This window comes from Adhaeribacter radiodurans, assembly GCF_014075995.1.
GTDB classification, from domain to species: Bacteria; Bacteroidota; Bacteroidia; order Cytophagales; family Hymenobacteraceae; genus Adhaeribacter; species Adhaeribacter radiodurans.
This window is the reverse complement of record NZ_CP055153.1, coordinates 2,644,095-2,666,703: the sequence shown is the minus strand read 5'-3', so window position 1 is coordinate 2,666,703 and position 22,609 is coordinate 2,644,095. Positions and strand designations below refer to the sequence as shown.

The 22,609-nt window shown below is 38.4% G+C and carries 19 protein-coding genes; 13 read left to right on the top strand and 6 right to left on the bottom strand.

Features of this window, described 5'->3' with window-relative positions; all coding sequences use genetic code 11:
* Positions 1-81 precede the first annotated feature (81 nt).
* Entirely contained in the window at positions 82-1,836 is a 1,755-nt protein-coding gene (locus tag HUW48_RS11040; protein ID WP_182415721.1) for a pyruvate dehydrogenase complex dihydrolipoamide acetyltransferase, read from the top strand.
* Between the two features lie 117 nt (positions 1,837-1,953).
* Positions 1,954-2,523, top strand: a complete 570-nt coding sequence (locus HUW48_RS11035; protein ID WP_246343828.1) for an NADPH-dependent FMN reductase — start codon at positions 1,954-1,956, stop codon at positions 2,521-2,523.
* Between the two features lie 71 nt (positions 2,524-2,594).
* Here HUW48_RS11035 and HUW48_RS11030 read toward each other — a convergent pair whose 3' ends face one another.
* Complete coding sequence (locus HUW48_RS11030) at positions 2,595-3,182, bottom strand: hypothetical protein (RefSeq protein ID WP_182415720.1); 588 nt, start codon at positions 3,180-3,182, stop codon at positions 2,595-2,597.
* Between the two features lie 307 nt (positions 3,183-3,489).
* On the opposite strand from HUW48_RS11030, the gene hslV reads away from it, so the two are divergent.
* From hslV to HUW48_RS11010, 4 genes are all read left to right on the top strand, one after another.
* A complete protein-coding gene (gene hslV / locus HUW48_RS11025) occupies positions 3,490-4,038 on the top strand; it encodes an ATP-dependent protease subunit HslV (RefSeq protein ID WP_182415719.1) in 549 nt (182 codons plus the stop codon).
* 117 nt (positions 4,039-4,155) lie between these two features.
* On the top strand, positions 4,156-5,127 hold the full coding sequence (locus HUW48_RS11020) for a deoxyhypusine synthase family protein (protein WP_182415718.1): 972 nt from the start codon (positions 4,156-4,158) through the stop codon (positions 5,125-5,127).
* Between the two features lie 100 nt (positions 5,128-5,227).
* A complete protein-coding gene (locus tag HUW48_RS11015; protein ID WP_182415717.1) occupies positions 5,228-6,517 on the top strand; it encodes an outer membrane beta-barrel protein in 1,290 nt (429 codons plus the stop codon).
* A gap of 241 nt (positions 6,518-6,758) precedes the next feature.
* Complete coding sequence (locus tag HUW48_RS11010; RefSeq protein WP_182415716.1) at positions 6,759-8,039, top strand: porin family protein; 1,281 nt, start codon at positions 6,759-6,761, stop codon at positions 8,037-8,039.
* 170 nt (positions 8,040-8,209) lie between these two features.
* Here HUW48_RS11010 and HUW48_RS11005 read toward each other — a convergent pair whose 3' ends face one another.
* Positions 8,210-8,767: a 2'-5' RNA ligase family protein gene (locus HUW48_RS11005; RefSeq protein ID WP_182415715.1), complete on the bottom strand. Its 558-nt coding sequence runs from the start codon at positions 8,765-8,767 to the stop codon at positions 8,210-8,212.
* A 261-nt stretch (positions 8,768-9,028) separates the two neighbouring features.
* Here HUW48_RS11005 and HUW48_RS11000 point away from each other — a divergent pair, with 261 nt between their 5' ends.
* The 4 genes from HUW48_RS11000 to HUW48_RS10985 all read left to right on the top strand — a co-directional run bounded on the left by HUW48_RS11000 (position 9,029) and on the right by HUW48_RS10985 (position 14,535).
* Positions 9,029-10,972 (top strand): ABC-F family ATP-binding cassette domain-containing protein, encoded by a 1,944-nt coding sequence (locus tag HUW48_RS11000; protein WP_182415714.1) that lies wholly within the window; start codon positions 9,029-9,031, stop codon positions 10,970-10,972.
* A gap of 53 nt (positions 10,973-11,025) precedes the next feature.
* Positions 11,026-12,378 (top strand): type IX secretion system plug protein, encoded by a 1,353-nt coding sequence (locus HUW48_RS10995; protein WP_182415713.1) that lies wholly within the window; start codon positions 11,026-11,028, stop codon positions 12,376-12,378.
* Between the two features lie 120 nt (positions 12,379-12,498).
* Positions 12,499-14,157, top strand: coding sequence for a S8 family peptidase (locus tag HUW48_RS10990; protein ID WP_182415712.1), 1,659 nt, complete (start codon positions 12,499-12,501; stop codon positions 14,155-14,157).
* A gap of 228 nt (positions 14,158-14,385) precedes the next feature.
* Positions 14,386-14,535 (top strand): hypothetical protein, encoded by a 150-nt coding sequence (locus HUW48_RS10985; protein ID WP_182415711.1) that lies wholly within the window; start codon positions 14,386-14,388, stop codon positions 14,533-14,535.
* A 505-nt stretch (positions 14,536-15,040) separates the two neighbouring features.
* On the opposite strand, the gene HUW48_RS10980 is transcribed toward HUW48_RS10985, so the two are convergent.
* Entirely contained in the window at positions 15,041-15,436 is a 396-nt protein-coding gene (locus tag HUW48_RS10980; RefSeq protein ID WP_182415710.1) for a VOC family protein, read from the bottom strand.
* A gap of 431 nt (positions 15,437-15,867) precedes the next feature.
* Between HUW48_RS10980 and HUW48_RS10975 the strand changes: the two genes are divergently transcribed.
* Both HUW48_RS10975 and HUW48_RS10970 read left to right on the top strand, forming a co-directional pair.
* The gene (locus tag HUW48_RS10975; RefSeq protein WP_182415709.1) at positions 15,868-17,583 is read left to right on the top strand and encodes a Kelch repeat-containing protein; all 1,716 of its coding nucleotides are present in this window, start codon (positions 15,868-15,870) and stop codon (positions 17,581-17,583) included.
* Positions 17,584-18,042: 459 nt separating this feature from the next.
* Positions 18,043-18,642 (top strand): DUF4136 domain-containing protein, encoded by a 600-nt coding sequence (locus HUW48_RS10970; protein WP_182415708.1) that lies wholly within the window; start codon positions 18,043-18,045, stop codon positions 18,640-18,642.
* A 449-nt stretch (positions 18,643-19,091) separates the two neighbouring features.
* Here HUW48_RS10970 and ychF read toward each other — a convergent pair whose 3' ends face one another.
* The 3 genes from ychF to HUW48_RS10955 all read right to left on the bottom strand — a co-directional run bounded on the left by ychF (position 19,092) and on the right by HUW48_RS10955 (position 21,401).
* Positions 19,092-20,189, bottom strand: a complete 1,098-nt coding sequence (ychF, locus tag HUW48_RS10965; RefSeq protein WP_182415707.1) for a redox-regulated ATPase YchF — start codon at positions 20,187-20,189, stop codon at positions 19,092-19,094.
* Positions 20,190-20,443: 254 nt separating this feature from the next.
* Positions 20,444-20,881, bottom strand: a complete 438-nt coding sequence (locus HUW48_RS10960) for a hypothetical protein (RefSeq protein WP_182415706.1) — start codon at positions 20,879-20,881, stop codon at positions 20,444-20,446.
* 193 nt (positions 20,882-21,074) lie between these two features.
* Positions 21,075-21,401, bottom strand: coding sequence for a DUF3276 family protein (locus HUW48_RS10955; protein WP_106926972.1), 327 nt, complete (start codon positions 21,399-21,401; stop codon positions 21,075-21,077).
* Positions 21,402-21,625: 224 nt separating this feature from the next.
* Here HUW48_RS10955 and HUW48_RS10950 point away from each other — a divergent pair, with 224 nt between their 5' ends.
* Positions 21,626-22,543, top strand: a complete 918-nt coding sequence (locus tag HUW48_RS10950) for a DUF58 domain-containing protein (RefSeq protein ID WP_182415705.1) — start codon at positions 21,626-21,628, stop codon at positions 22,541-22,543.
* Positions 22,544-22,609: the final 66 nt, after the last annotated feature.

Below are 22,609 nucleotides of genomic sequence, written 5' to 3'. Positions count from 1 at the left end.
TGGACTATCGACTATCAACCAAATAAACTTTGATAAAAATAATTTTCAATCTATTTTTGAACATTCAAAACAAAACAAAATATGGCCGAAGTTATAAAAATGCCGAAGATGAGTGACACAATGACCGAAGGGGTGATTGCATCGTGGCTTAAAAAAGTGGGTGATACCGTAAAATCAGGAGATATTTTAGCCGAAGTGGAAACGGACAAAGCCACTATGGAACTAGAATCATACGAAGATGGCACACTGCTCTTCGTGGGGCCAAAAGAGAAAGATTCCGTTCCGGTGGATGGCATTTTAGCAATAATCGGAAAACAAAACGAAGATATATCTGGCCTGTTAAGTGAAATTCAGGGTGGTGGCAGTGCCCCTAAAGCCGCTGAACAACCCGTCGCACCGGCTGCTACTCCGGCCGATAAACCGGCTCCAGCACCTGCTGCCGCTGCTCCAGCCGCACCAGCGCCATCTAGTGCGCCGGTAAATGCCTCGGTAATTACCATGCCAAAGATGAGCGACACCATGACGGAAGGTACCATTGCCAACTGGCTCAAAAAAGTAGGTGATAAAGTAAAATCCGGTGATATTTTAGCCGAAGTAGAAACCGATAAAGCCACCATGGAGCTGGAGTCGTACGAAGACGGCACGTTGCTTTATGTGGGCGTAGAAGCCGGTAGTTCGGTGGCAGTAGATGGCGTAATTGCTATTATCGGCGAAGAAGGAGCAGATTACCAACAATTACTAAATGGAGGCAACGGCGGAGCGGCGGGAGCTCAACCTACACCTGGCCAGAACCTAAACCAGGCAGATGAGCAGGTAGAAAATGCACAAACTGATACCCAGATTAATAATAGTACCCCCTCAGGATCCAATCCAAATGTTAACGTTCCTGGTCAAGGCCTAAACGGGCAATCGTCTCAGGCTTCTGCGGCAAATACCGGTGGTCGAATTTTTGCTTCCCCATTAGCTAAAAAAATTGCCGAAGAAAAAGGAATTGATTTAGCTCAGGTAAAAGGAAGTGGCGATAACGGGCGTATTGTAGTAAAAGATGTAGAATCGTTTACTCCAGCCGCTGCGCCTGCAGCTCCTGCAGCAGCAACAACAGCTGCTCCGGCACCGGCAGCTAAGCCTCAACCGGTAGCAGCCAGCGCTCCGAGCCAGGATTACGAAGAGGTACCTGTTTCGCAAATGCGTAAAGTTATTGCCAAGCGTTTAAGCGAAAGCTTATTTACAGCACCGCATTTTTACCTCACCATGGAAATTGACATGGACAAAGCAATTGAAACACGCAATGCTTTAAATGAGGTAAGTCCAATTAAAATATCCTTCAACGATTTAGTAATTAAGGCTGCCGCTGCCGCCTTACGTTCTCATCCAGCCGTTAACTCGTCTTGGTTAGGTGATAAAATCCGGTTTAATAAACAAATAAATATTGGGGTTGCTATGGCCGTAGAAGAAGGTTTATTAGTACCCGTTGTGCGCCAGGCCGATCAGAAAAGCTTATCGCAGATTGCCGGCGAAGTAAAAGATTTTAGCGGTAAAGCCAAATCCAAAAAGTTACAACCTGCTGATTGGGAAGGAAACACCTTTACCATTTCGAACTTAGGTATGTTTGGTATCGAAGAATTTACCGCCATTATTAATCCGCCGGATGCTTGTATAATGGCCGTGGGAGGTATTAAACAAACTCCGGTTGTAAAAAATGGCCAAGTGGTACCGGGCAACGTAATGAAAGTAACTTTATCTTGCGACCACCGGGTAGTAGATGGAGCAGTTGGCTCGGCTTTCTTGCAAACCTTCAAGAAACTATTAGAAGACCCTATCCGAATTCTGGTATAATAGTAAAATTTAAATGCATAAAAAAGCCCTTCAATTTGAAGGGCTTTTTTATGCATTTAATGTCAGAAATGAGTTTAAGCAACTCCGAACCTTTCTTTAATATCGCGTATAGTAGCTTTGAAGAATTACGAATTTATGAATATTGAAATTATCTCGGGTTCGCCGCGTCCGGACAGTGTTACTTTTCGGGTAGCTCAATACCTGCACAATTTATTTGCAGCTAAAACCAATTACCACATTGGGTTAATAGATGTGCGGGAGCATGCCTTCGGGTTGCTGCAGCGGGTAATTGTATCCGTAGAAAAAGCTCCCGAAGCACATAAAGCCATTGCGGAAAGAATGTTCGCCGCCGATGCTTTTATTTTAGTTACCCCTGAATACAACGGCAGTTATTCACCGGCATTAAAAAATTTGCTCGATCATTTTCCTAAACAAATGCATAAACCATTTGGCATTGTTACCGCTTCTAAAGGCGCTATGGGCGGTATGCGGGCCAGTCAGCAAATGCAGTTGCTTATTAATGCCTTGTTTGGAATTGGTTCGCCGTATATGTTGGTTATTCCTTTTGTCGATAAAAAACTAGATGCCGAAGGAAATTTACTCGATGGTAGCTTTCAGAGTAATATTGATACTTTTGTGCACGAGTATTTATGGCTTGCAGAAAGAATTTGTAAAAACAATAAGTAAGTTTTACAATTGCTCATAAATGTATAAACCAACTTATAGAAACAGATAACCAAAAACTCTATGGTTATAACTTATTGTAAGTAAAACCAGCCTCCAGCCGAAATATTAAAAGCTACTAAACCTACTTCCCGGCTATAATATATTTCACTAAACGAAATGGGATTAGGTACATTATTACCGTAAATATGCAGTACGTTTTTATAGGTTATACCATTTAAAGTAATTTCTATTAAGTACTGGTCGCGCCAATCGTTGGTTATATATAACTTTGAAACACTATTAAACATCGCATCCACATTTTTAGCGGGCGGTTGCTTGTAATAAGAGTTTATTTTTACTAAAACTTCCTGCGTGAGAATTATATTTAATTGAAAAGCGGTATCAGCCTGGTTAATTAAGATAGATTCAGCAGATTCAATCTGGTAATCGCCGCAAACTTTATCGTGGCCAACTTCCCGGCGATTTAATTTTCTTACCTTAAAAGTAATCGAATCCTGGTTTTCGTTCTTAAATGTAACTTCTTGATTTAACTGGTAAGGAGCCCACGCCTTTATGGTTTCATTTAAATTTAAGTCATTATTAGAGCAACACGCGCTCAGTAGCATTACCAATAAACTCAGGAAAGAATGGTATACATTTATTTTTTTGCTATTTATCACACAAAAAGTAATTTTAAACAGGTAATCGCTTCGGGTAATAACCCAATAATTTATTAATGTACTAGTTTAGGCCAACGAGCAAAGCGCGCTTTTGAATCTGAAAGCATTAGCTAAAGTATTTCGGTGTAAATTTATTTATTTCTAGCCTGGCCAAGCGTTGCTGGCAGGAATGTCCAAAAAATAACCATGTATTTCTACATTATTTAAATAGCTTTGCGCTTTCATTGTAAACCTAGCTTTGGCCATAAAGAAAACCAAATCCCCGGTTTAGAAGTTGTAAGTATTAAAATACATTTTAAAACTGAACATGGCGCTCGAAAAAATAAGATCCACCACCGTTTTAGGAATAGTTCATAATGGCCAGGTAGCTCTAGGGGCTGATGGCCAGGCTAGTATGGGTAATACCATTGCCAAAAGTAACGTAAAAAAAATCCGAAAACTGCTCGACGGTAAAATAGTAACGGGCTTTGCCGGCTCTACGGCCGATGCTTTTACTTTGCTGGAACGCTTCGAAGAAAAATTAAATGCCTACAACCAGAACATGAAGCGGGCCGCCATTGAACTCGCTAAAGATTGGCGCACCGACCGGTATTTGCGCCGCCTGGAAGCCATGATGGTAGTAGCTAACAAAGACGAACTTCTGGTAATTTCAGGTACCGGCGATGTTCTGGAACCTGATAACCAAATTGCTGCAATTGGCTCAGGCAGTATGTACGCTCAAGCGGCGGCAACTGCCCTTAAGAAACATGCCCCACATTTAACCGCCGAAGAAATGGTACGCGAAGGTTTATCCATTGCGGCCGATATTTGCGTATTTACCAATCATAATTTAATTATTGAAAAACCAGCCGGATAATTGAATTAAAACCGACTATTTGTAGTTTGACCAATAGTTTAAAAAGAAGCTGAAGTAGTATAACTTACTAAAAGCTTGTTCTAAATATCAGTAAATTATAAAAAGCTATCGCACAGAATGAAGGTAACGGAATTCCTTAAAAATCAATACAGACATTTTAACGCCGCTGCATTAATAGATGCGGCCGAAGGTTATAAAACGCATTTGGCTAACGGCAATAAAATGCTGGTAACTTTAGCCGGTGCTATGAGTACCGCCGAACTGGGTATTAGCTTGGCCGAGATGATCCGCCAGGATAAGATTCACGCTATTAGCTGTACGGGAGCTAACCTGGAAGAAGATATTTTTAATTTGGTGGCGCACGACTTTTATGAGCGCATTCCTCATTACCGCGACTTAACTGCCCAGGACGAAGAAAATTTACTAAATCGGCACATGAACCGCGTAACGGATACTTGTATTCCGGAAATGGAAGCCATGCGCCGCATCGAAAACACTGTACTTAAGTTTTGGGAAAAAGCCGATCAGGAAGGAAAAGCTTATTTTCCGCACGAGTTCTTTTACCAGATTTTACTCTCCGGCGATTTAGAGCAGTACTACCAAATCGACCCGAAAAACTCCTGGATGTTAGAAGCTGCCAAGAAAAACCTGCCCATTTTTGTGCCGGGCTGGGAAGATTCTACCTTAGGTAATATTTATGCCGGTCACGTAATAAGCGGCGACATCAAAAACGTACATACCATGAAAACCGGTATTCAGTACATGATGCAGTTAGCAGAATGGTATACCCAAACTGCAAAAGAAGAATCTACTATTGGCTTTTTCCAGATTGGAGGCGGTATTGCCGGCGATTTCCCAATTTGCGTAGTACCTATGCTGCACCAGGATTTACAACGCACCGGAGTTCCTTTGTGGGGTTATTTTGCCCAGATTTCTGATTCTACTACCAGTTACGGTTCTTACTCCGGAGCTGTACCGAACGAAAAAATTACCTGGGGTAAGTTAGGCAAAGAAACACCTAAATACATTATTGAATCGGATGCTACCATTGTGGCACCTTTAATCTTTGCCATCGTATTGGATTTATAATATTAAAAATATAGTATATTTAAAGCCGGAGCTTGCAAAAGTTTCCGGCTTTTTAATTAATATTGCATAAATTATATATTTAATAATATTAATATATATTATGCAACGCATATTTACTTTTATTATATGGGTAAGCTTCTTGCTTTTGTTTATTCCCTTTAAATCCTTTAGTCAAAAAAACTTTACTCAAGCTTACTTGATTTTACCTTCTCAGGATTCGGTGCAAGGTTTGATTGATGATCAAAATTGGGGCAAAAACCCGAAAGTGATCTCTTTTAAGAAAGACGAAAGCTCCGTTGTTCAAAAATACAAACCAAGTGATATTCTAGGATTTGGTTTACGTTTGGGTGAACAGTACAGCAGCCAAATTGTATTGGTTGATAAATCTCCGACTGATCTTGCTTCTCTCCTTGAGGTTTCTGAACAAACCAGCAACTTTATAGTCCAGGATACGGTTTTCCTTACTCAATTAGTGAAGGGTTACACCAACTTATATTATTTAAAAGATGAAAATGCCAAAGTGCATTTTTATGCGCAAAAACTTAATAATCCTATTACCGAGCTAATACAGGCAAAATCTATTACTAATGTAAAAGGCAAGTATCTAGTAGTTACTTCTGACACCTATAAGAGCCAACTAATTAATTTATTAGCTGACTGTTTAGCCTTACATTCCGAAATCAATAAAGTAAATTTCCGGCAAAACGATCTTATTCATCTCATAGAAAAGTATAATAATTTAAAATCAGGTGTTACCAACCAAATAACGCCAATTAAATCTGAAGCAAATATTTTGTTTGGTTTGGTGGCGGGAGTTAGCCAGACTAATCTAACTTTTTCTGGGCAATACACCAATTCCAAATTAGTAGATAATAAGTTTGAAACAACAGTAAACTATATTTTGGGATTACATCTGGATTTTATAATGGATCGTAACCGAAGAAAATGGTCAATGCACAACGAATTAGCCTGGAAACCTTATAAAACCCAAGCATCTTACGAATTTACTAAATCGGCGGATAATTATGAAAAAGGCATCTATAAATTGGGTTTTGGTTACGTGGGAGTAGCTAATCTGCTCCGTTATACCTGGCCCTTAGCCCATTTAAAACCATTCATTAACGCTGGCATTGCTCAAAATATAGCTTTAACAAGCGTAAATAGCCATAATAAAACTACGCACTTTTACGCTCCAGATCAGGAAAGTACAACCGCAGTTTTAGCCGACTATAGAAAGTATGAGCAAGCGCTGGTAGTTGGTGCGGGAGTTACATCTAACCGGATTAGCGGTGAAATACGCCTGGAAAAAGGTAATGGAATGTCGGCTTATACAGCCCTAAAATCATCCAAACAAATGATACAAGTTTTACTTTCTTACCGATTAAATTAAGAATCAATAAACTTGAACGGTAATACATGTAAGAAAAGTAAATAGTCCCAAAAAGTAGATTTAGTGTTTAGATTAAATTTCCGGGAAGCCGCTTGTTTGAACCGGTCTAATCTCAATCCTTCTCTTAAAATCATAGAAATTCCCTGTAATCTTACCCAAGATTATATATAAGCCTAATTGAACCAATTTAGTAATTTCCAATTATAATCCGCTGAATAAAAGCACTTTCATATCAGTAATCATGTTTAAAAAATTTACTCATTTCACTTGGGTAAGCCTCTTGGTATTGGTTTTATCAAACACTGCCTACGCTCAAAAAAATTATGTGAAAGGCTATATAATTCTGCCTTCTCAAGATACTCTTTCGGGATTGATTGATGATCAAAATTGGGAACGCAATCCTGATTTTATTTATTTTAAGAAAAATATAGAAAGCGAGAAGCAGCGGTTCGGAATTAGCCAAATTATGGGATTTGGTGCTGAAACAGGCAATTCATATCGTAGAAGTGTTGTACAGGTAGATGCTACTCCCACCCGAGTGGAAGAACTATTGCTTATAGCTAAACCTAAGATAAGAACGGACACTGTATTTCTGCAGGAACTGGTAAAAGGCAACGTTAACTTATACCACTTAAGCGATGCCAATCATAAAACTCACTTCTTCATTCAGATTAAAAATAATGCTATTAAAGAGTTAATTCAACGAAATTATTTGGTTACTAAAAATCGACAACAATTTTTAGGCACCTATAATCAATATAAAGATCAGTTGCAGTATACCTATCTTACTGAATGTGCGTCGCTTGTACCTTTAATTAAGAATACCACCTATACAAAATTTGCTTTAACAACCTTGATTGAAAAATATAACACTTGCTTAAATCCGGTAAGTGAAGCTGAATTTAAAACTGCTCTGGATAAGCATGAGCTAAAATTTAATATTGTAGCCGGAGCCAATAGTACCCGATACACCTTCAAAGGAGAAAGAAACAAGTATTTAACGGATACTAAGTTTGATTGGCAATCTAACCCGATGGTTGGATTAGCTTTTCAGGTTTTATTGCCTCAAAACCGCCAAAAGTGGTCGATTTATAATGAAGTAACCTGGAAGAAAAACTACACGAAGAGCAAATACCGATTAAAAGACGGTTTTACGGACGAGAGTGGTACTGTTACAATTAAGGCGGATTATATAGGTTTAAGTTCGCTGGTGCGCTATTCCTGGATGAACCCAAACTACCAGCCTTTTCTAAATGCAGGCATTACCTTCAACAGATTGTTAAATCTAGATACTCGAGTACAAACAGTAGCAAAACATAGTACTTACAACGAAGTTAAAGATGCACCACTTATAACAGACCCCCGCAACTTTGAGGTAGGGGTAGTAGCAGGTGCCGGTATTAAAGTTAAAAAAGTTACGGCTGAACTTAGGCTGGAAAAAGGTAGTGGATTTTTAATTTACCAGAAATTATCCGTTGATAAAAATATGCTCCTGTTTTTGCTAAGCTATCAAATAAAGTAAACAGAAGATATTCTTGGTATTTCTTTATAAAATACTAAAATTTTAACGTTATAAAGCTGTTGTATGTTACTATGCTATTATGAGGAAAATTCAGCTTATTATATTAAATAGGGACAAGTTTATTAAATATACTCAAAGGGATAAAAATACAAGAAAGGTGCTTCTCGTTTCTAATTAATTACCACTGGTTTAGAGGTAAACAAGTAGGTAGTATCTTGCCGGAATTGGTTGTTTTCGCTTCGTAAAATACTAAAATTGTTAAGTTCAATATCCCAGTTATACGTTCGTTTATTTAAGTAACTTATTATCTCAGGCAATATTTTAGGGGTAGTATCGCGGAGCGCCAAGGAGATATGCGGCACCCAATTATCCGGATCATAAAAATTTATGGTATTTCTACTGAATGTCCGGATGCCCCGGTATAGTTCGGCATGAACCTGGTTAAAACCATCGGCCCGAATAACGGGCACAAACACAACCGGATGTTCCCCCGGAAAAATACCTAAACCAGTAGTTTTTACCCGAACGGAATTGGTTTGCCCGGCAGCTTCGCTTAAGTAAGTTTTTAACTGTGCCAGCTTCTCTACTTCACAAATTAGCCAGGTAATATGCGGATCGGCCGTAATCTTTACTCCTCTTAAACCGAAGATCCTTTCCAGATCGTCGATTATCCCGTTCACAATTTTAGAATGCTCCGCATCAAGTAAGGAAACAACCGCTACCATCATTTATTTTTAACCTGCAAACGAGAGAAAGCAGGCATTCGTTGTGTTAGTTTTAAGTGTTATTAGATAGAATAAAATAGAAAGTTACTAAACCACGTAGTTTTTACATTTTGTTTTTGTTTAATCACTAAGTAAATCTCCTAAGAAGGACGCAAAATTTGTAAGTTTCAACTTTAGAACTTTTTAACCTTCTGAGCTTATATTCTTTAGACTTGCAACTTGCTGTAGCCTTACTTACCTTTGCGTTTTTTATTTCTACAATTCATGATTTCTATTAATAATCTCGATTTTCATTTTGGTAGCCGCACCCTCTACGAAGATGCCAATTTACACATTAAACCGAAAGATAAAATTGGGTTAATTGGCCTAAATGGTACGGGTAAATCTACGCTGCTGCGCGTGTTGGTAGGGGAGTATAAGCCTGATAATGGAACCATCCAGATGAGTCGCGAAACTACTTTGGGCTTTTTAAATCAGGACTTATTGTCGTACCAAACAGAGGATAGTATATTACTGGTAGCTATGCAGGCTTTTGAAGAAGCCTTGGTGTTGCAAAAGAAGATCGAGGACGTTTTACACGAATTTGAAACAGACTACCGCGACGAACTGGTAGATGTTTTAGCCAAACTGCAGGAGCAATTTGAAGCCTTAGACGGCTATAACATTCAAAATAAAGCCGAAGAAATTTTAGAAGGATTAGGTTTTAGCACCGAGGATTTGCAAAAACCCCTAAAAACTTTTTCGGGTGGCTGGCGCATGCGGGTAATGTTGGCTAAAATTTTATTGCAAAAACCATCTTTGCTGCTGTTAGATGAGCCTACTAACCACCTGGATTTACCTTCGATTAAATGGCTCGAAAATTATCTGGAAAACTATGAAGGATCGGTTATAATTGTTTCCCACGACCGGGAATTTTTAGATAAAACTACTAATACCACCGTTGAAGTAGCGCAGCAAAAATTAAACTTATACGCGGGTAATTACTCTTTTTACCTCGAAGAAAAAGAACTTCGCAACGAAATCCAGAAAGGCGCTTTTGAAAACCAGCAATCTCAAATACGGCAGGCCGAGCGGTTTATTGAGCGGTTTAAAGCCAAAGCCTCGAAAGCCAAACAAGCCCAGAGCCGCGCGAAAATGCTCGATAAATTAGAACGGATTGAAGATGTAGCCAGCGATGCACCAAAAGTAAATTTTAAATTTCAGTTTAACGTACAACCAGGCCGTCATATTCTACGCCTGGAACACATGAGCAAAAGCTACGGCGACAAGGTTATTTTCCGGGACACGCACGTAAACATTGAACGGGGCGATAAAATTGCTTTAATTGGGGCTAACGGTAAAGGTAAATCTACGCTTTTACGCATTATTGCCGGCGATGAAGCAATTAATGGCAAGCGCCAACTCGGGCACAATGTAATTATGTCTTTTTACGCGCAGCACCAGTTAGAATCTTTACACGTAGATAACGAAATTCTTCAAGAACTGATAGAAGCTGGTAGCAAGCGTAACGAAATGGAATTACGCGGCATATTAGGTTCTTTCTTGTTTACGGGTGATGCAGTATTTAAAAAAATAAAAGTATTATCCGGAGGAGAAAAATCGCGGGTTGCTTTAGCTAAAACCCTTATTTCGGAAGCTAATTTTTTGCTGCTCGATGAGCCTACCAACCACTTGGATATGCAATCGGTTAATATTCTGATCCAGGCTTTGGAACAGTACGAAGGTACTTTTGTGGTAATTTCCCACGACCGTTACTTCGTCGAAAATGTGGCAAATAAGATTTGGTACATCGAAGATTATCAGCTAAAACAATACCCCGGCACTTACCACGAATACGAATATTGGCAGGAACAACGCGATAAGAACAACCGGAAAACGGGAGATAAAATAGAAAAGCCCACCGCAACTAAGCCGGAACCAATTAAAACTTCAACTACATCGGCCAACACTGCCGCTTTGCAGCAGGATCTTAAAAAATTAAACCAGCAGTTAAAAGAAGTAGAAAATCAAATCAGTGACTTGGAAACCAAACAAGCCAATTTGGAAAAACAACTCGCTGATCCAAATATTTACGGTAATCCTACTCAATTACAGGAAGCTACCCAGCAGTTCGATTCTATTAAAAAGCAACTGGAACTTAAAAATACCCAATGGGAAGAATTCTTGCTGGCAATTGATGAACTCGAAAATCAAGTAAAAAATTTCTGATAAAATAAACCAGAAGTTGGTGTATATTCGTTTTATTACCTTTACGCTTAATAATGAATAGACACCAACTTTTTTTATTTTCCGTTCTTTTTAGCTCTTTATATTGGGCAACTTCCTGTGTTCCTGTAGAGCAAACTACTGCTACCTCGGGTACTACTTCCGGTAAATCAGAATATTCCGGCTCTACTGGACTCCGCTACGAGGATTTTGTGTATGATCCAACCATAAAGTCGGTGCAGTTCTATGTACAAACCGGAAACGCCGAAGAAGTTTTTAATGCCCCGGTGGTTCCTATTACGCAGACAGACCCGGTTATGCTGGAGTTTGACCAGTTAAATACCCCCCAGCAACGGTTTACGGTTAAATTTGTTTACTGCAACATCGACTGGGCAGAGGCGCGCTTAACCCAGATTCAGTTTATTGATGAGTTTAATGAGTTTTATATTACTGACGCACTCTCTTCTTACAATACCAAAGTACCGTATTTCCATTACCGGTTTCAATTACCCCGCGTGAAATTGCCCGGTAATTACCTGGTAGTAGTCAGCGACCGGAGTGGTAATCCTATTATTACCCGCCGTATGATGGTCTACGAAAACAGGGTGACAGTCGCCGCCAGATCAGTTTTACCAGTAGGAACGGAGGAACGCGCCACTAATCAACAAATCGATTTTAATATACTATACCCCGACTACCCGGTGGTAAATCCATCTCAGGAAATTAAAGTAGTATTGCGCCAAAACGGACGGTGGGATAATGCCAAAACTAATTTGCGGCCCTCTTTCGTGCACGATACCCAAAAACGATTAGAATACACCTTGTTTAATGGTACTAACAGTTTTCCGGGGTTAAAAGAATACCGCGGTTTTGATGATCGCAATTTGCGCGGTCGGGGTTTTAATGTAGAAACCGTTAGCTTGGAAGCAAATCCTGTTGAAATAAAACTTTACCCGGAGAAAAACCGCTCCCGCGACGTTTATTCGCAGGATGTGGATATAAACGGAAAAATAGTTTACGAAAACCGGCGGTTTGGCAGCACCAATACCGGCGATCCGGATTATGTACTGGTTAATTTTTCCTTGGCTGCTCCCGATCCGGTACCCGGTGATGTTTATGTCTTTGGCCAATTGAGCGATTGGAAATTAGATCCGGAATATAAATTAACTTACGTGCCGGCTGCGCAACAGTACGCTGGTAAAATATTGTTAAAACAAGGTTATTATAATTATTCCTTTGCGCTGCAAGCGGCTAATCAGCCTCAAAAAGCTAACGAAGTTTATTTTGAAGGTAGCCATTTTCAAACCCGTAATAATTACGACGTACTCGTTTATTACCGCCCGCCGGGAACGCGTACCGATTTACTAATTGGCTATCAATGGCTTGAAACTAATGGTACCCGCCGTTAAAAATGCGGTAAATCTATTTTAATCATTTTCGTATATTAAAAAAGTATTTTTTCAGTTTAATAGGAGATAACCATAAAAGGCATGTTTTCTATTTTTTCTCCATCTTAAGTTTACAATTAAATGACTTTAAAACATTTTGCTTTAACCGGTTTTATAGCCGTTACAACCTTTTCCCAAATTGCCCAAGCCGATACTGGCCACCGCGAACTTCGCAAAAAATACCAAAAATCTTTTGTTGCTGATTCAGTAGCTTTAAAAGCTCCGAATAATTGGTTTAATCTGGATTTTGCGAATGATAAAGTTTTAGGGGTAAGTACCGAAAAAGCCTACCAACACTTGCAAAACCGTACTTCCCGCACAGTGGTTGTTGCCATTATAGATTCAGGCGTAGATGTTAAACACGAAGATTTACAAGGCATTATTTGGGTAAACCCTAAAGAAGTGGCTGGTAATGGAGTGGATGATGATAAAAATGGCTACGTAGATGATGTAAATGGCTGGAGTTTTTTAGGTAACAAAAATGGCCAGAACGTAAAAGACGATACCTACGAAGTTACCCGGCAGTATGCCCGTTTGCGCAAAGAGTTTGAAAATAAGAAAAAGATTAAGCGCAAACAAAAAGAAGAATACGCCCAGTACCAAAAAATAAAAGCCGACTACGAAAAAGAGGTAAAAGAAGCGCAAGCGCAGGCCGCCGATTTTCAAAAGTTCTATGATACGTTTAAACAAGCTGAATCTATTGTGCAGAAGCACTTAGGCGTAACCGATTTTACACCCAGCCAGGTTGAAGCAATTAACTCCACGGATATGCGGGTAATGAAATCGAAAGCTTTGTTACAGTACGCTTACGAAAACAACTTAGTGGCAGAAATTAAAAATGCAGCCGAGCACTTTGATTATGTATTAAAATTTGGTTTAAATCCTGATTTTGATCCTCGGTCCATTGTAGGAGACAATTACGAAGATATCAATGATAAATTTTATGGCAACAACGATGTAATTGGTCCGGATGCCGACCATGGAACCCACGTGGCCGGTATTGTAGCCGCTAACCGACGCAACAACTTAGGAGTTAAAGGGGTAGCCGATAATGTTAAAATTATGGTGGTGCGGGCTGTTCCTAATGGAGATGAGCGGGACAAAGATGTGGCTAATGCTATTTATTACGCAGTAAATAACGGGGCTCAGGTAATTAACATGAGTTTTGGTAAATCTTACACCTCTAATAAAGAAGCCGTAGATGCGGCCATGAAGTACGCCGAAAGCAAAGGTGTATTATTGGTGCATGGTGCGGGTAATGACGGCGAAAATCTGGACCAGGCCACTAACTACCCATCCCGTACCCTGAAAAATGGACAAACGTTACAAAACTGGTTGGAAATAGGAGCTACAGCTTGGGAAAACAATGAAAAATTTGTCGCTAATTTCTCGAACTACGGCAAACAATCGGTAGATGTATTTGCCCCCGGCGTAGATATTTATTCCTTAGGGCCTAATCAAATTTACCAAGAGCATAGTGGTACCAGCATGGCTTCGCCAGTTACGGCCGGGGTGGCTGCCTTATTGTTTTCATACTTCCCGGAACTAACCGCAGTACAAGTGCGGGATATAATTTTGAAATCATCGCTTAAATACTCTAATCTGGAAGTAGTAAAACCTGGTTTAGATAAAAAAGTAGAAACGGGTCTGGTTCCTTTTGGCTCTTTGTCTATTACCGGTGGGATTGTAAATGCTTACGAGGCCGTTAAAATGGCTGAACAGCTTAGTGCCCAGAAATAATTTTTGAAGTTTTTACAAAAGAAAAACCAGCTCCTTTGGGCTGGTTTTTCTTTTTATAGAATATTTGTAATCTTGTAATTAGAATTAAATTTTAAGCTGGGGAAATAATACCAAATCGTATCAAAAAGCTATTATGGATTTTGCTTGCTAGTTAGAGTTTTCTTTGGAGCCTTTTCAAGTCTCCAGGCAGCGGTGCTGATGCGAATTGAGAAGTAACCAGTTTGCCTCATGGTCGGCGGGCCTCGTTTGGCTCTTTCGCACTCGCTAGCCTTCCTTTCCTCGACTTCGTCTGCGGAATGCCTGCGGCACCGGAAGCCTAGCAGGTGCTCCACAGCCAAACTGGTATTAGTAGCTTGTAACTACTGTTTTACTTTTTAGGTTGTATTAGACTGTATTAAGCCTAATTTATCAGGATTTGCGGAGAGGAAAAGCAGAATAGGAAGTTTCATTCCGTTAATTATTGTTTTTAGTAGCCGCCCTTAAAAACCGTTTTCTTCTTCTTATATTAACAAAGTTAACTATACAAGATGTGGAAGAAAAACAGTAGCTACAAGCACTAATACCAGTTTGGCTATGGAGGGCCTTTTAGCGTTCTGGTGTACGGAGCAGCATGGAGCAACGCAGTGAACTAAGGTTCGCTAAACCGCTTGAGAGAGCCGAACGAGACCAGCCAGCCACAAGGTAAACTCAGCCCAATCAAATTAATTTAGCACCAATAAATTGGAGACTCGAAAAGGCTCCAAAGAACAACACCAAAGTCTGCTATAACAACTACAACTTACTATTTAAAATAAGATTTTAAGGAGCCTGCTGCCTTTAGTTCAACTGATTTACCAGGTTAATTAGTAATTATTGGGTCTAATCCATTCAGACCAGCATAAATTTATGGCTTATTGCGTTGAATAAAATCCCAAAGGTTGCCATATAAGTCCTGAAATACAGCCACTGTTCCAAAAGGCTCCTGAACGGGACCCCGCACGAAAATTATGCCTACTCGCTGCATATTTTCAAAATCCTTCCTAAAATCATCGGTGTACAAAAACAAAAATACGCGGCCGCCTGTCTGATTTCCAATCCGGCTTATTTGTTCATCCGTAGCAGCTTTCGCTAATAACAAACGGCATCCATCAGAGCCTTTGGGAGCAATAACCACCCAGCGTTTTGTTTCAGTTAATACTGTATCTTCTACTACCTCAAAATTTAGTTTTTGGGTGTAGAATTCTATTGCTTCATCATAATCTTTTACTACCAAGGCAATTTGCCCGATTTGCTGATTCATGCAAGAATAATTAATTATTAAATGCTACTAAAATACTCTTTAAAATTAAATACTGTAGTAGCAAGGATTGAATACCTAACTAAAATTATATTTATATTAGGATTTATTATAAAAAACTGTTAATTTATAATGATAAATCAAATTAGCCAGAAAATTATAAGTGTAGAGACAAATTAAATGATAGAGGATAAGTTAGGGGAAAATCTCCTCTACTAAGTTTAAGAGGGGTAATGGGTAGTGGTTTTTATATTAAAGCTGCGCGAGAAAATGAATATTTACTTCTGCCCAGGTACTTAGTTGGTTCATTTACTTAATTACTTTATAAGTAGAGTTAATTCTTTTGCTAATAAATAGGCACGTTCTGGTATAATTTAGTTTCAAATTTATTTTAAACAAGGACTCACTTTTGCGAATTGTTGATTTAAATAGTTATGAAAAAAAACAAAGCTTCTTCTTTAAAGAAAATTACGTTTGGTAGTGTTTTCTTTTTAGCGCTAATCTTTATTTGTTTTGCTTTTAAAAATACTAAATCACTTATTATAAGTAACGCGGCACATTCCACTACCGGTACTTGGGTATCGGTTACGTCAACTTCTGGCTCACCTACGGCACGGCACGAAGCAAGTTTTGTACAAACCGGTAATAAATTTTATTTACTAGGCGGTAGAAAAATAAAACCCGTTCAGGTTTTTGATCCCAAAAACAGAACCTGGACCAATAAGGTTAATACTCCCATTGAATTGCATCATTTTCAGGCAATAACCATAGACGGTTTAATTTACGTAGTAGGGGCTTTTACAGGATCTTATCCGCACGAAAAACCTGTTGCTAACATTTACATTTACAATCCGGCCACGAACAAATGGATTACCGGGGCTTCCATCCCATCTTCCCGGCGGCGGGGATCTTCGGGAGTGGTTGTTTATAATAAAAAAATTTATGTAGTGGCAGGTATTAAAGATGGTCATTGGGCAGGTCACGTAAATTGGTTAGATGAATATGACCCGGCTACTAATAAATGGCGTATTTTAGCAAATGCACCACGCGCTCGTGATCATTTTCAGGCTGCGGTAATTAATGGCAAATTGTATGTAGCAGCAGGAAGGCGGTCATCGGCGAGTACTAACCAAACATTTAACTTAACTGTTCCGCAAGTGGATGTTTATGAATTTGCTACCAATAAATGGACAACCTTAGCCAGTAGCAAAAATATACCTACGCAACGGGCCGGAACTGCCACCGCCGTTTTAGGCGAAGAGGTAATTATAATAGGCGGCGAAAGTGGCTCGCAATCAACGGCCCATAAACACACCGAAGCTTTAAATGTACGAACCCAGACCTGGCGGCGGTTAAAAGACTTAAAACAAGGCCGGCATGGAACCCAGGCCATTGTAAATAATAATAACATTTATATAGCCGCTGGTTGCGGAAACCGGGGTGGAACTCCAGAATTAAATACCCAAGAAGCATTTTATTTTGATTCCCGTACTTCTCCAACCGGTTTGGCAATAACCCAAAGTAAGTTAACCGCTCCAACCAGTTTAAGCTTTGGAACAATAGCTATAAATTCATCGAGTAGTAAAACCCTAACTCTTTCTAATACTACAGGTAACCAAGCTATTGTTATTTCTTCTTTCACTAAATCGGGAGCAAGTGCTTTTGCCTTTAGTTCGCCTTATACCGTGCCTTTTATACTTGCCCCGGGCAAGAGTGTTAATATTAGTTTAAGATTTAGTCCTAAAACAACCGGAACCCAATCGGGAAGTTTAGTGGTGAAGCATTCCGGACAATTAGGCAGCACATCCATAACTTTTAACGGAACGGGTAAATCATCTACCTCCAGAATGGAAGAAGATATTAGTAAAGAAACGGTTGTTTTAACTCAATCTTTGGTTGCTTATCCAAATCCAATAACGGATCAACAATTTAAGGTTAAGCTTCCGGAGAACGTAATAGGAGAGGTGCCTTTCGTTATTGTTAATGCCTCTGGAATAGCTATATTAAAAGATAAATTAATCATTGAAAATCTTACTTCCATCTTGCAATTTAATTTATCGGAGCGGCCACTAAATTCCGGCATTTATTTCTTACGAATGAATGAACATGGAAAAAGCTATTATGCCAAACTATTAATAACCACAAATTAGGAGCATTTAGTAAAAAAATAAAGGGCTAGCGTAAAAATTGCGCTGGCCCTTTAATTTTTACTAAAAGTATGCAGATAATTTATTTTCCCGAATCTATACAAACAACAAAACTAATACTTCCTGTTGAATTACCATTTTAGGAAAATTAAGCGCTCCGTTTTTTGTGTTGCCTTATTTTAAGTAATTATATTTCTTTAGATAAGATATTGGCACCTATTTACAATCCTTTATACAAAAAACCTCCGTTGAATGTCTTTCCATTTTAATGTATTTATCATTGTTAAACCTAAATTACAAAGGATACCAATTTTTTATAAGCAAGAAGATCTTAGAAAGAAATTATTACTTCTAAATTTAATTTAAATAAAATTTGCTTTAAAAGGATGATAAATATTTGTATTACTTATTTATAGTTCATTTTAATTTTAATATATTTAATTAAATTCATTAAATTATGGTATGAGAAACCTTTTAACCTTAATTATTTCTTTTTTGGTTCAATCCTGTTTATCGCCTTTGTTGTTATCGGCTCAGTTTTTATCACCCTCTGTAGAATATCAAGTATCCAGTATTAAAGATCCAACAATTGATATTGGAACCATAGAATCAGCAACATTTGCAGTTAAGCCTGATTCTCTTCAAAGTGAAAAACTGGTAGAAAAGAATCTATTAGAATTTATTAAAATTGAATTATTAAAAAAAGGTTGGAAAGAAACTGCTATTCAAAATGCTGATTATATTTTTGAAGTTAAATTTAACATGAAATCAGACCAAAGAACTAGAATCGGGTCAACCACTGATATGGTTTGGGATCATGAGTCAAGCAAATTTATCCCACAACAAAGAGCTTATTCAAATTCAGAAACCACTTTTGTAAGTCAAGTTTTTATTAATGCTTATACTACGAGTTCTAAAACTATTCCAATTTGGTCCTCCAATTGCATAAGTGATGGTTCAAAAAATAATATTCTTTATCCTTCAAAATATATGGTGCCCTTTGGTATTTCTGTATTCCCTAATCAAGGTAATTGGAAAAGAGTAGTAAGGGTTGAAAATTAATACTCAAAATAATTTAAAAGCAAAGGGTATCTTTAATCAAATTCCAAATAACTCCTAGCTTTAAGTTTATACATCAAATAATCTTGCTTTCATTAAGTTTTTTAGCCTTACCTGTACTATTTAACCGCCACCTTTACTTTCACCTATCAAGTTCATTAATTGGCTCAAGTGCCTTGATAATGGGGCTGATCTTGTTTATCTATTTGAATTTTTCTTTTAAGGCCTTGGTGCTGCATTTTATATTTTAAGATACCCTGTTGGTTTGTTGCCCGCTATGGTTACTATTTTGGTACTTGTTACTTACATGCTTGTTTATAATAATAATCTTGAAACAAATATTTAGGAATTAAAATAAACTGTAAATATATATATATGCAAAAAGCCGCCTTAACTCTAGATTAAGGCGGCTTTTCTTATGAAAACATTTTATATTTTTTTAAATATAGTTTTTACACATTAAACCGGAAGTGCATTATGTCGCCGTCTTGAACCACGTATTCTTTTCCTTCTACGGCCATTTTACCGGCTTCTTTTATTTTTGTTTCAAATTTATATTCCTGATAATCTGGCAGTTTAATGACTTCGGCCCGGATAAAGCCTTTTTCAAAATCCGAGTGAATTACACCGGCCGCCTGCGGGGCTTTCCAACCTTTCTGAATGGTCCAGGCACGAACTTCTTTTGGCCCGGCTGTAAAATAAGTAATTAAATTTAAGAGGTGGTAAGAAGCCCGAATTAATTGATTTAAACCAGATTCTTTTAAACCGTATTCGGACAAAAACATTTCTTTTTCATCCGGATCGGTTAATTCAGCAATTTGTGCTTCAATAGCGGCTGAAATAACTACAACTTCCGCGTTTTCGTCTTTTACGTGTTGTTTTAAAGCCTCAATATATTGGTTACCCAAAGTAATGGAAGCTTCGTCAACGTTGGCTACGTAAATAACCGGCTTTAAAGTTAATAGTTGTAAATCGGCTACTGCTTCTAGGTCTTCGTCGGTGAAAGGTAAAGAGCGTGCATTTTTACCACTTTCCAGGTGCGCTTTAAAAGCCTGTAAAGAGGCCAGTTCTTTTTTTGCTTTAGTATCGCCGGCTTTAGCAGTACGCTCTACTTTGGCAATTTTTTTATCAATTGATTCCAAGTCTTTTAATTGCAGCTCCGTATCAATAACGTCTTTGTCGAAAACCGGATCTACCCCGCCGGCTACGTGCACTATATTAGGGTCGTCGAAGCACCGCACTACGTGAATAATGGCATCTACTTCCCGGATATTCGCTAAGAATTTATTTCCTAAACCTTCGCCTTTACTGGCTCCTTTTACTAAGCCGGCGATATCCACGAATTCTATAATAGTAGGCAGCACCCGCTCCGGATGCACCAATTCTTCCAACATCTGCAACCGTTCGTCCGGAACAGTTACCACGCCCACGTTAGGCTCAATAGTACAAAAAGGATAGTTCGCCGATTCCGCTTTCGCACTGGAAATGGCATTAAACAAAGTTGATTTCCCGACGTTCGGCAAGCCTACAATTCCGCATCGTAATCCCATGAAAATAGTATATATGCTAGTTTTAAAGTGATAAGTTTTCCGAAAAACAGGTAAGTTATAAAACCAGATCGGCTATTATGATCCGCTTCATACGGTACTGTATACTTCGTTCAACTTAAATTTAGATTTGGGCGCAAATATAGCTACAATTTTGTTAGCACCCTTACTTATCGCAAAATCAAGCTTTGAAACCTAGAAAGAATTAGAATTTGAAGATGGAGGAGTAGATAAATTTAGTAAAAGCTTTACCAAAGTTAAGTTAAAAACAAGAAGGCCAGCGCCAGGAACCCTAAAGCATAAAGGCCATATACTTTTTTATCAGAGGTAGTAAAGAAACCGATAGCTGCGGCTATAAAAGCAAAAATGGTTTGAAAACCAGTTATCCGGAAAAGTGCAGAACTGGTGGTACTATTTGCCAAATGCCGGGTAATAAAATCTGCATCTAGCTCTGGATCATCTATATATTTCCAACCTCTTTTTTTTATTTCGGCTTGTTTTTCGGTTTGTATTTCTTTTTCAATTCGGGGATAAACCAGAAACCGGTAGCCTAAACAAACAACTGCCAGGAAACAAAATAAAATAAACGGGCCTTTAACCATCCGAAGCGGATTTTTAAATAAAACAACCAACCCTATATTTAATATTAATAATACCGCAAGAACAATCTTCAGGTTAGTTATTAGGGTAACCATTTACTTTAAAATTGAAAGAATTTAGATTAGATGCAGAAGAACGATTTTAATGGAGAGTAAACTAAAAAATACGATATTGTTCTTCGCAAAAATTTACTAAAATGATAGAATTAAGCACGATTTAAAATAAAAAAGCCCACGCAAAGCATGAGCCTCATCCAAGATGATATCCTGTAAATAGCCTAAAAATTACCTATTCCCACTTTAGCTCGTCGTCGAGAGTGGCTGGTTCCGTGGCTTGCTTTTCCAGTTCTGCCAGGATATCCTCGGTGAGGAGTTCTGTTTTTACGTGGTCGATGGTACTTTGCAAGGCTTCGACAAATTTAGCGAAATCTTCTTTGTACAGGAAGATCTTGTGCTTCTCGTACGAATAAGTATCGTCTTTAAATTTGCGTTTACTTTCTGTGATGGTAAGATAATAATCGTTTGAACGAGTAGATTTCACATCAAAGAAGTACGTCCTTTTCCCTGCTCTTATTCGTTGCGAATAAATTTCAGCTTTTTCGTTGTTCTCTTCCACTTTTCTCTATTTTCTGGTTTAGATATAAGGCTAAAGTAATATATTGTTATGATTTATAAAAATTTTCATAGTTAATTTTAGATTGTTTTTGTAAATATATTTTTTGCTTAACGTAGTAGAGTAATTATTTTACTTACTTTTCGTTAGAAATCGGTATCTCTTTAATAAGGGAAATCGTTGATTATTTATCTTTCTTTCTGCTATTTAGGATTTACCAGCTTTAGATGAAAAATACTCTCTCCATTGATTTAGCCGCTATTCGCCGATTTGAAAATTTAGAATTTCTGGCTAAGCAATTAGTGGCCGGATTTATTACCGGTTTGCATCAATCGCCTTACCATGGCTTTTCGGTAGAATTTTCGGAACACCGGTTGTATAACAGCGGCGAAAGTACCCGCCATATAGATTGGAAAGTATTTGCCCGTACCGATAAAGTGTTCGTGAAGCGCTACGAAGAAGAAACTAATTTACGTTGTCATATATTGGTGGATGTTTCCCCGTCTATGTATTACCCGGTAGAAACTTACGGTAAAATAGCTTTTAGCGCTTTAAGTGCGGCTGCCATTGCTGTTATGCTCCAAAAACAGCGCGATGCGGTTGGTTTAGTAACTTTTTCAGATAAAATTAATTTGCAAACGCCGGTAAAATCTACGAGCACGCACTTGCATACGTTGTTGCTTAATTTACAGCAAGTGTTACAACAACCCACGTCTACTAAAACCACCGAAACGGCAACCGTCATTCATCAAATTGCGCAGCAAATTCCTAAACGCTCTCTGGTAATAATTTTTAGCGATATGCTGGGCCGCAACGACGACACTTCCACAATTTTTGCGGCATTGCAGCACTTAAAGCACCAGAACCACGAAGTATTGTTATTTCATGTAATGGATAAGCGCACCGAAGAACAATTTGATTTTGCCGAACGGCCGTACATTTTTGTAGACGTAGAAACCGGTGAAGAAATTAAGTTACAACCTTCGCAGGTAAAAGCGCAATACCAGGCAGCCATCAGCCAATTTAAACAAGATTTAGCTTTAAAATGTGGCCAATATAAAATTGATTTTATTCCGGTAGATATTTCCGAACCTTTCGATAAAGTTTTACAATCTTATTTGATTAAACGGGCAAAGGTAAAGTAGTTGTTTGTTGTTCGTTGTTCGTTGTTATTTATATTATTGGATTGTTGATTTTAAAATTTACTAAAT

Bases quoted from the DNA above. Each gene is read 5' to 3' on its own strand.
- HUW48_RS11040 (WP_182415721.1), top strand. From the start codon at position 82: ATGGCCGAAGTTATAAAAATGCCGAAGATGAGTGACACAATGACCGAA.
- hslV (WP_182415719.1), top strand. From the start codon at position 3,490: ATGGCGCTCGAAAAAATAAGATCCACCACCGTTTTAGGAATAGTTCAT.
- HUW48_RS11020 (WP_182415718.1), top strand. From the start codon at position 4,156: ATGAAGGTAACGGAATTCCTTAAAAATCAATACAGACATTTTAACGCC.
- HUW48_RS11015 (WP_182415717.1), top strand. From the start codon at position 5,228: ATGCAACGCATATTTACTTTTATTATATGGGTAAGCTTCTTGCTTTTG.
- HUW48_RS11010 (WP_182415716.1), top strand. From the start codon at position 6,759: ATGTTTAAAAAATTTACTCATTTCACTTGGGTAAGCCTCTTGGTATTG.
- HUW48_RS11005 (WP_182415715.1), bottom strand. From the start codon at position 8,767: ATGATGGTAGCGGTTGTTTCCTTACTTGATGCGGAGCATTCTAAAATT.
- HUW48_RS11000 (WP_182415714.1), top strand. From the start codon at position 9,029: ATGATTTCTATTAATAATCTCGATTTTCATTTTGGTAGCCGCACCCTC.
- HUW48_RS10995 (WP_182415713.1), top strand. From the start codon at position 11,026: ATGAATAGACACCAACTTTTTTTATTTTCCGTTCTTTTTAGCTCTTTA.
- HUW48_RS10990 (WP_182415712.1), top strand. From the start codon at position 12,499: ATGACTTTAAAACATTTTGCTTTAACCGGTTTTATAGCCGTTACAACC.
- HUW48_RS10985 (WP_182415711.1), top strand. From the start codon at position 14,386: ATGGTCGGCGGGCCTCGTTTGGCTCTTTCGCACTCGCTAGCCTTCCTT.
- HUW48_RS10980 (WP_182415710.1), bottom strand. From the start codon at position 15,436: ATGAATCAGCAAATCGGGCAAATTGCCTTGGTAGTAAAAGATTATGAT.
- HUW48_RS10975 (WP_182415709.1), top strand. From the start codon at position 15,868: ATGAAAAAAAACAAAGCTTCTTCTTTAAAGAAAATTACGTTTGGTAGT.
- HUW48_RS10970 (WP_182415708.1), top strand. From the start codon at position 18,043: ATGAGAAACCTTTTAACCTTAATTATTTCTTTTTTGGTTCAATCCTGT.
- ychF (WP_182415707.1), bottom strand. From the start codon at position 20,189: ATGGGATTACGATGCGGAATTGTAGGCTTGCCGAACGTCGGGAAATCA.
- HUW48_RS10960 (WP_182415706.1), bottom strand. From the start codon at position 20,881: ATGGTTACCCTAATAACTAACCTGAAGATTGTTCTTGCGGTATTATTA.
- HUW48_RS10950 (WP_182415705.1), top strand. From the start codon at position 21,626: ATGAAAAATACTCTCTCCATTGATTTAGCCGCTATTCGCCGATTTGAA.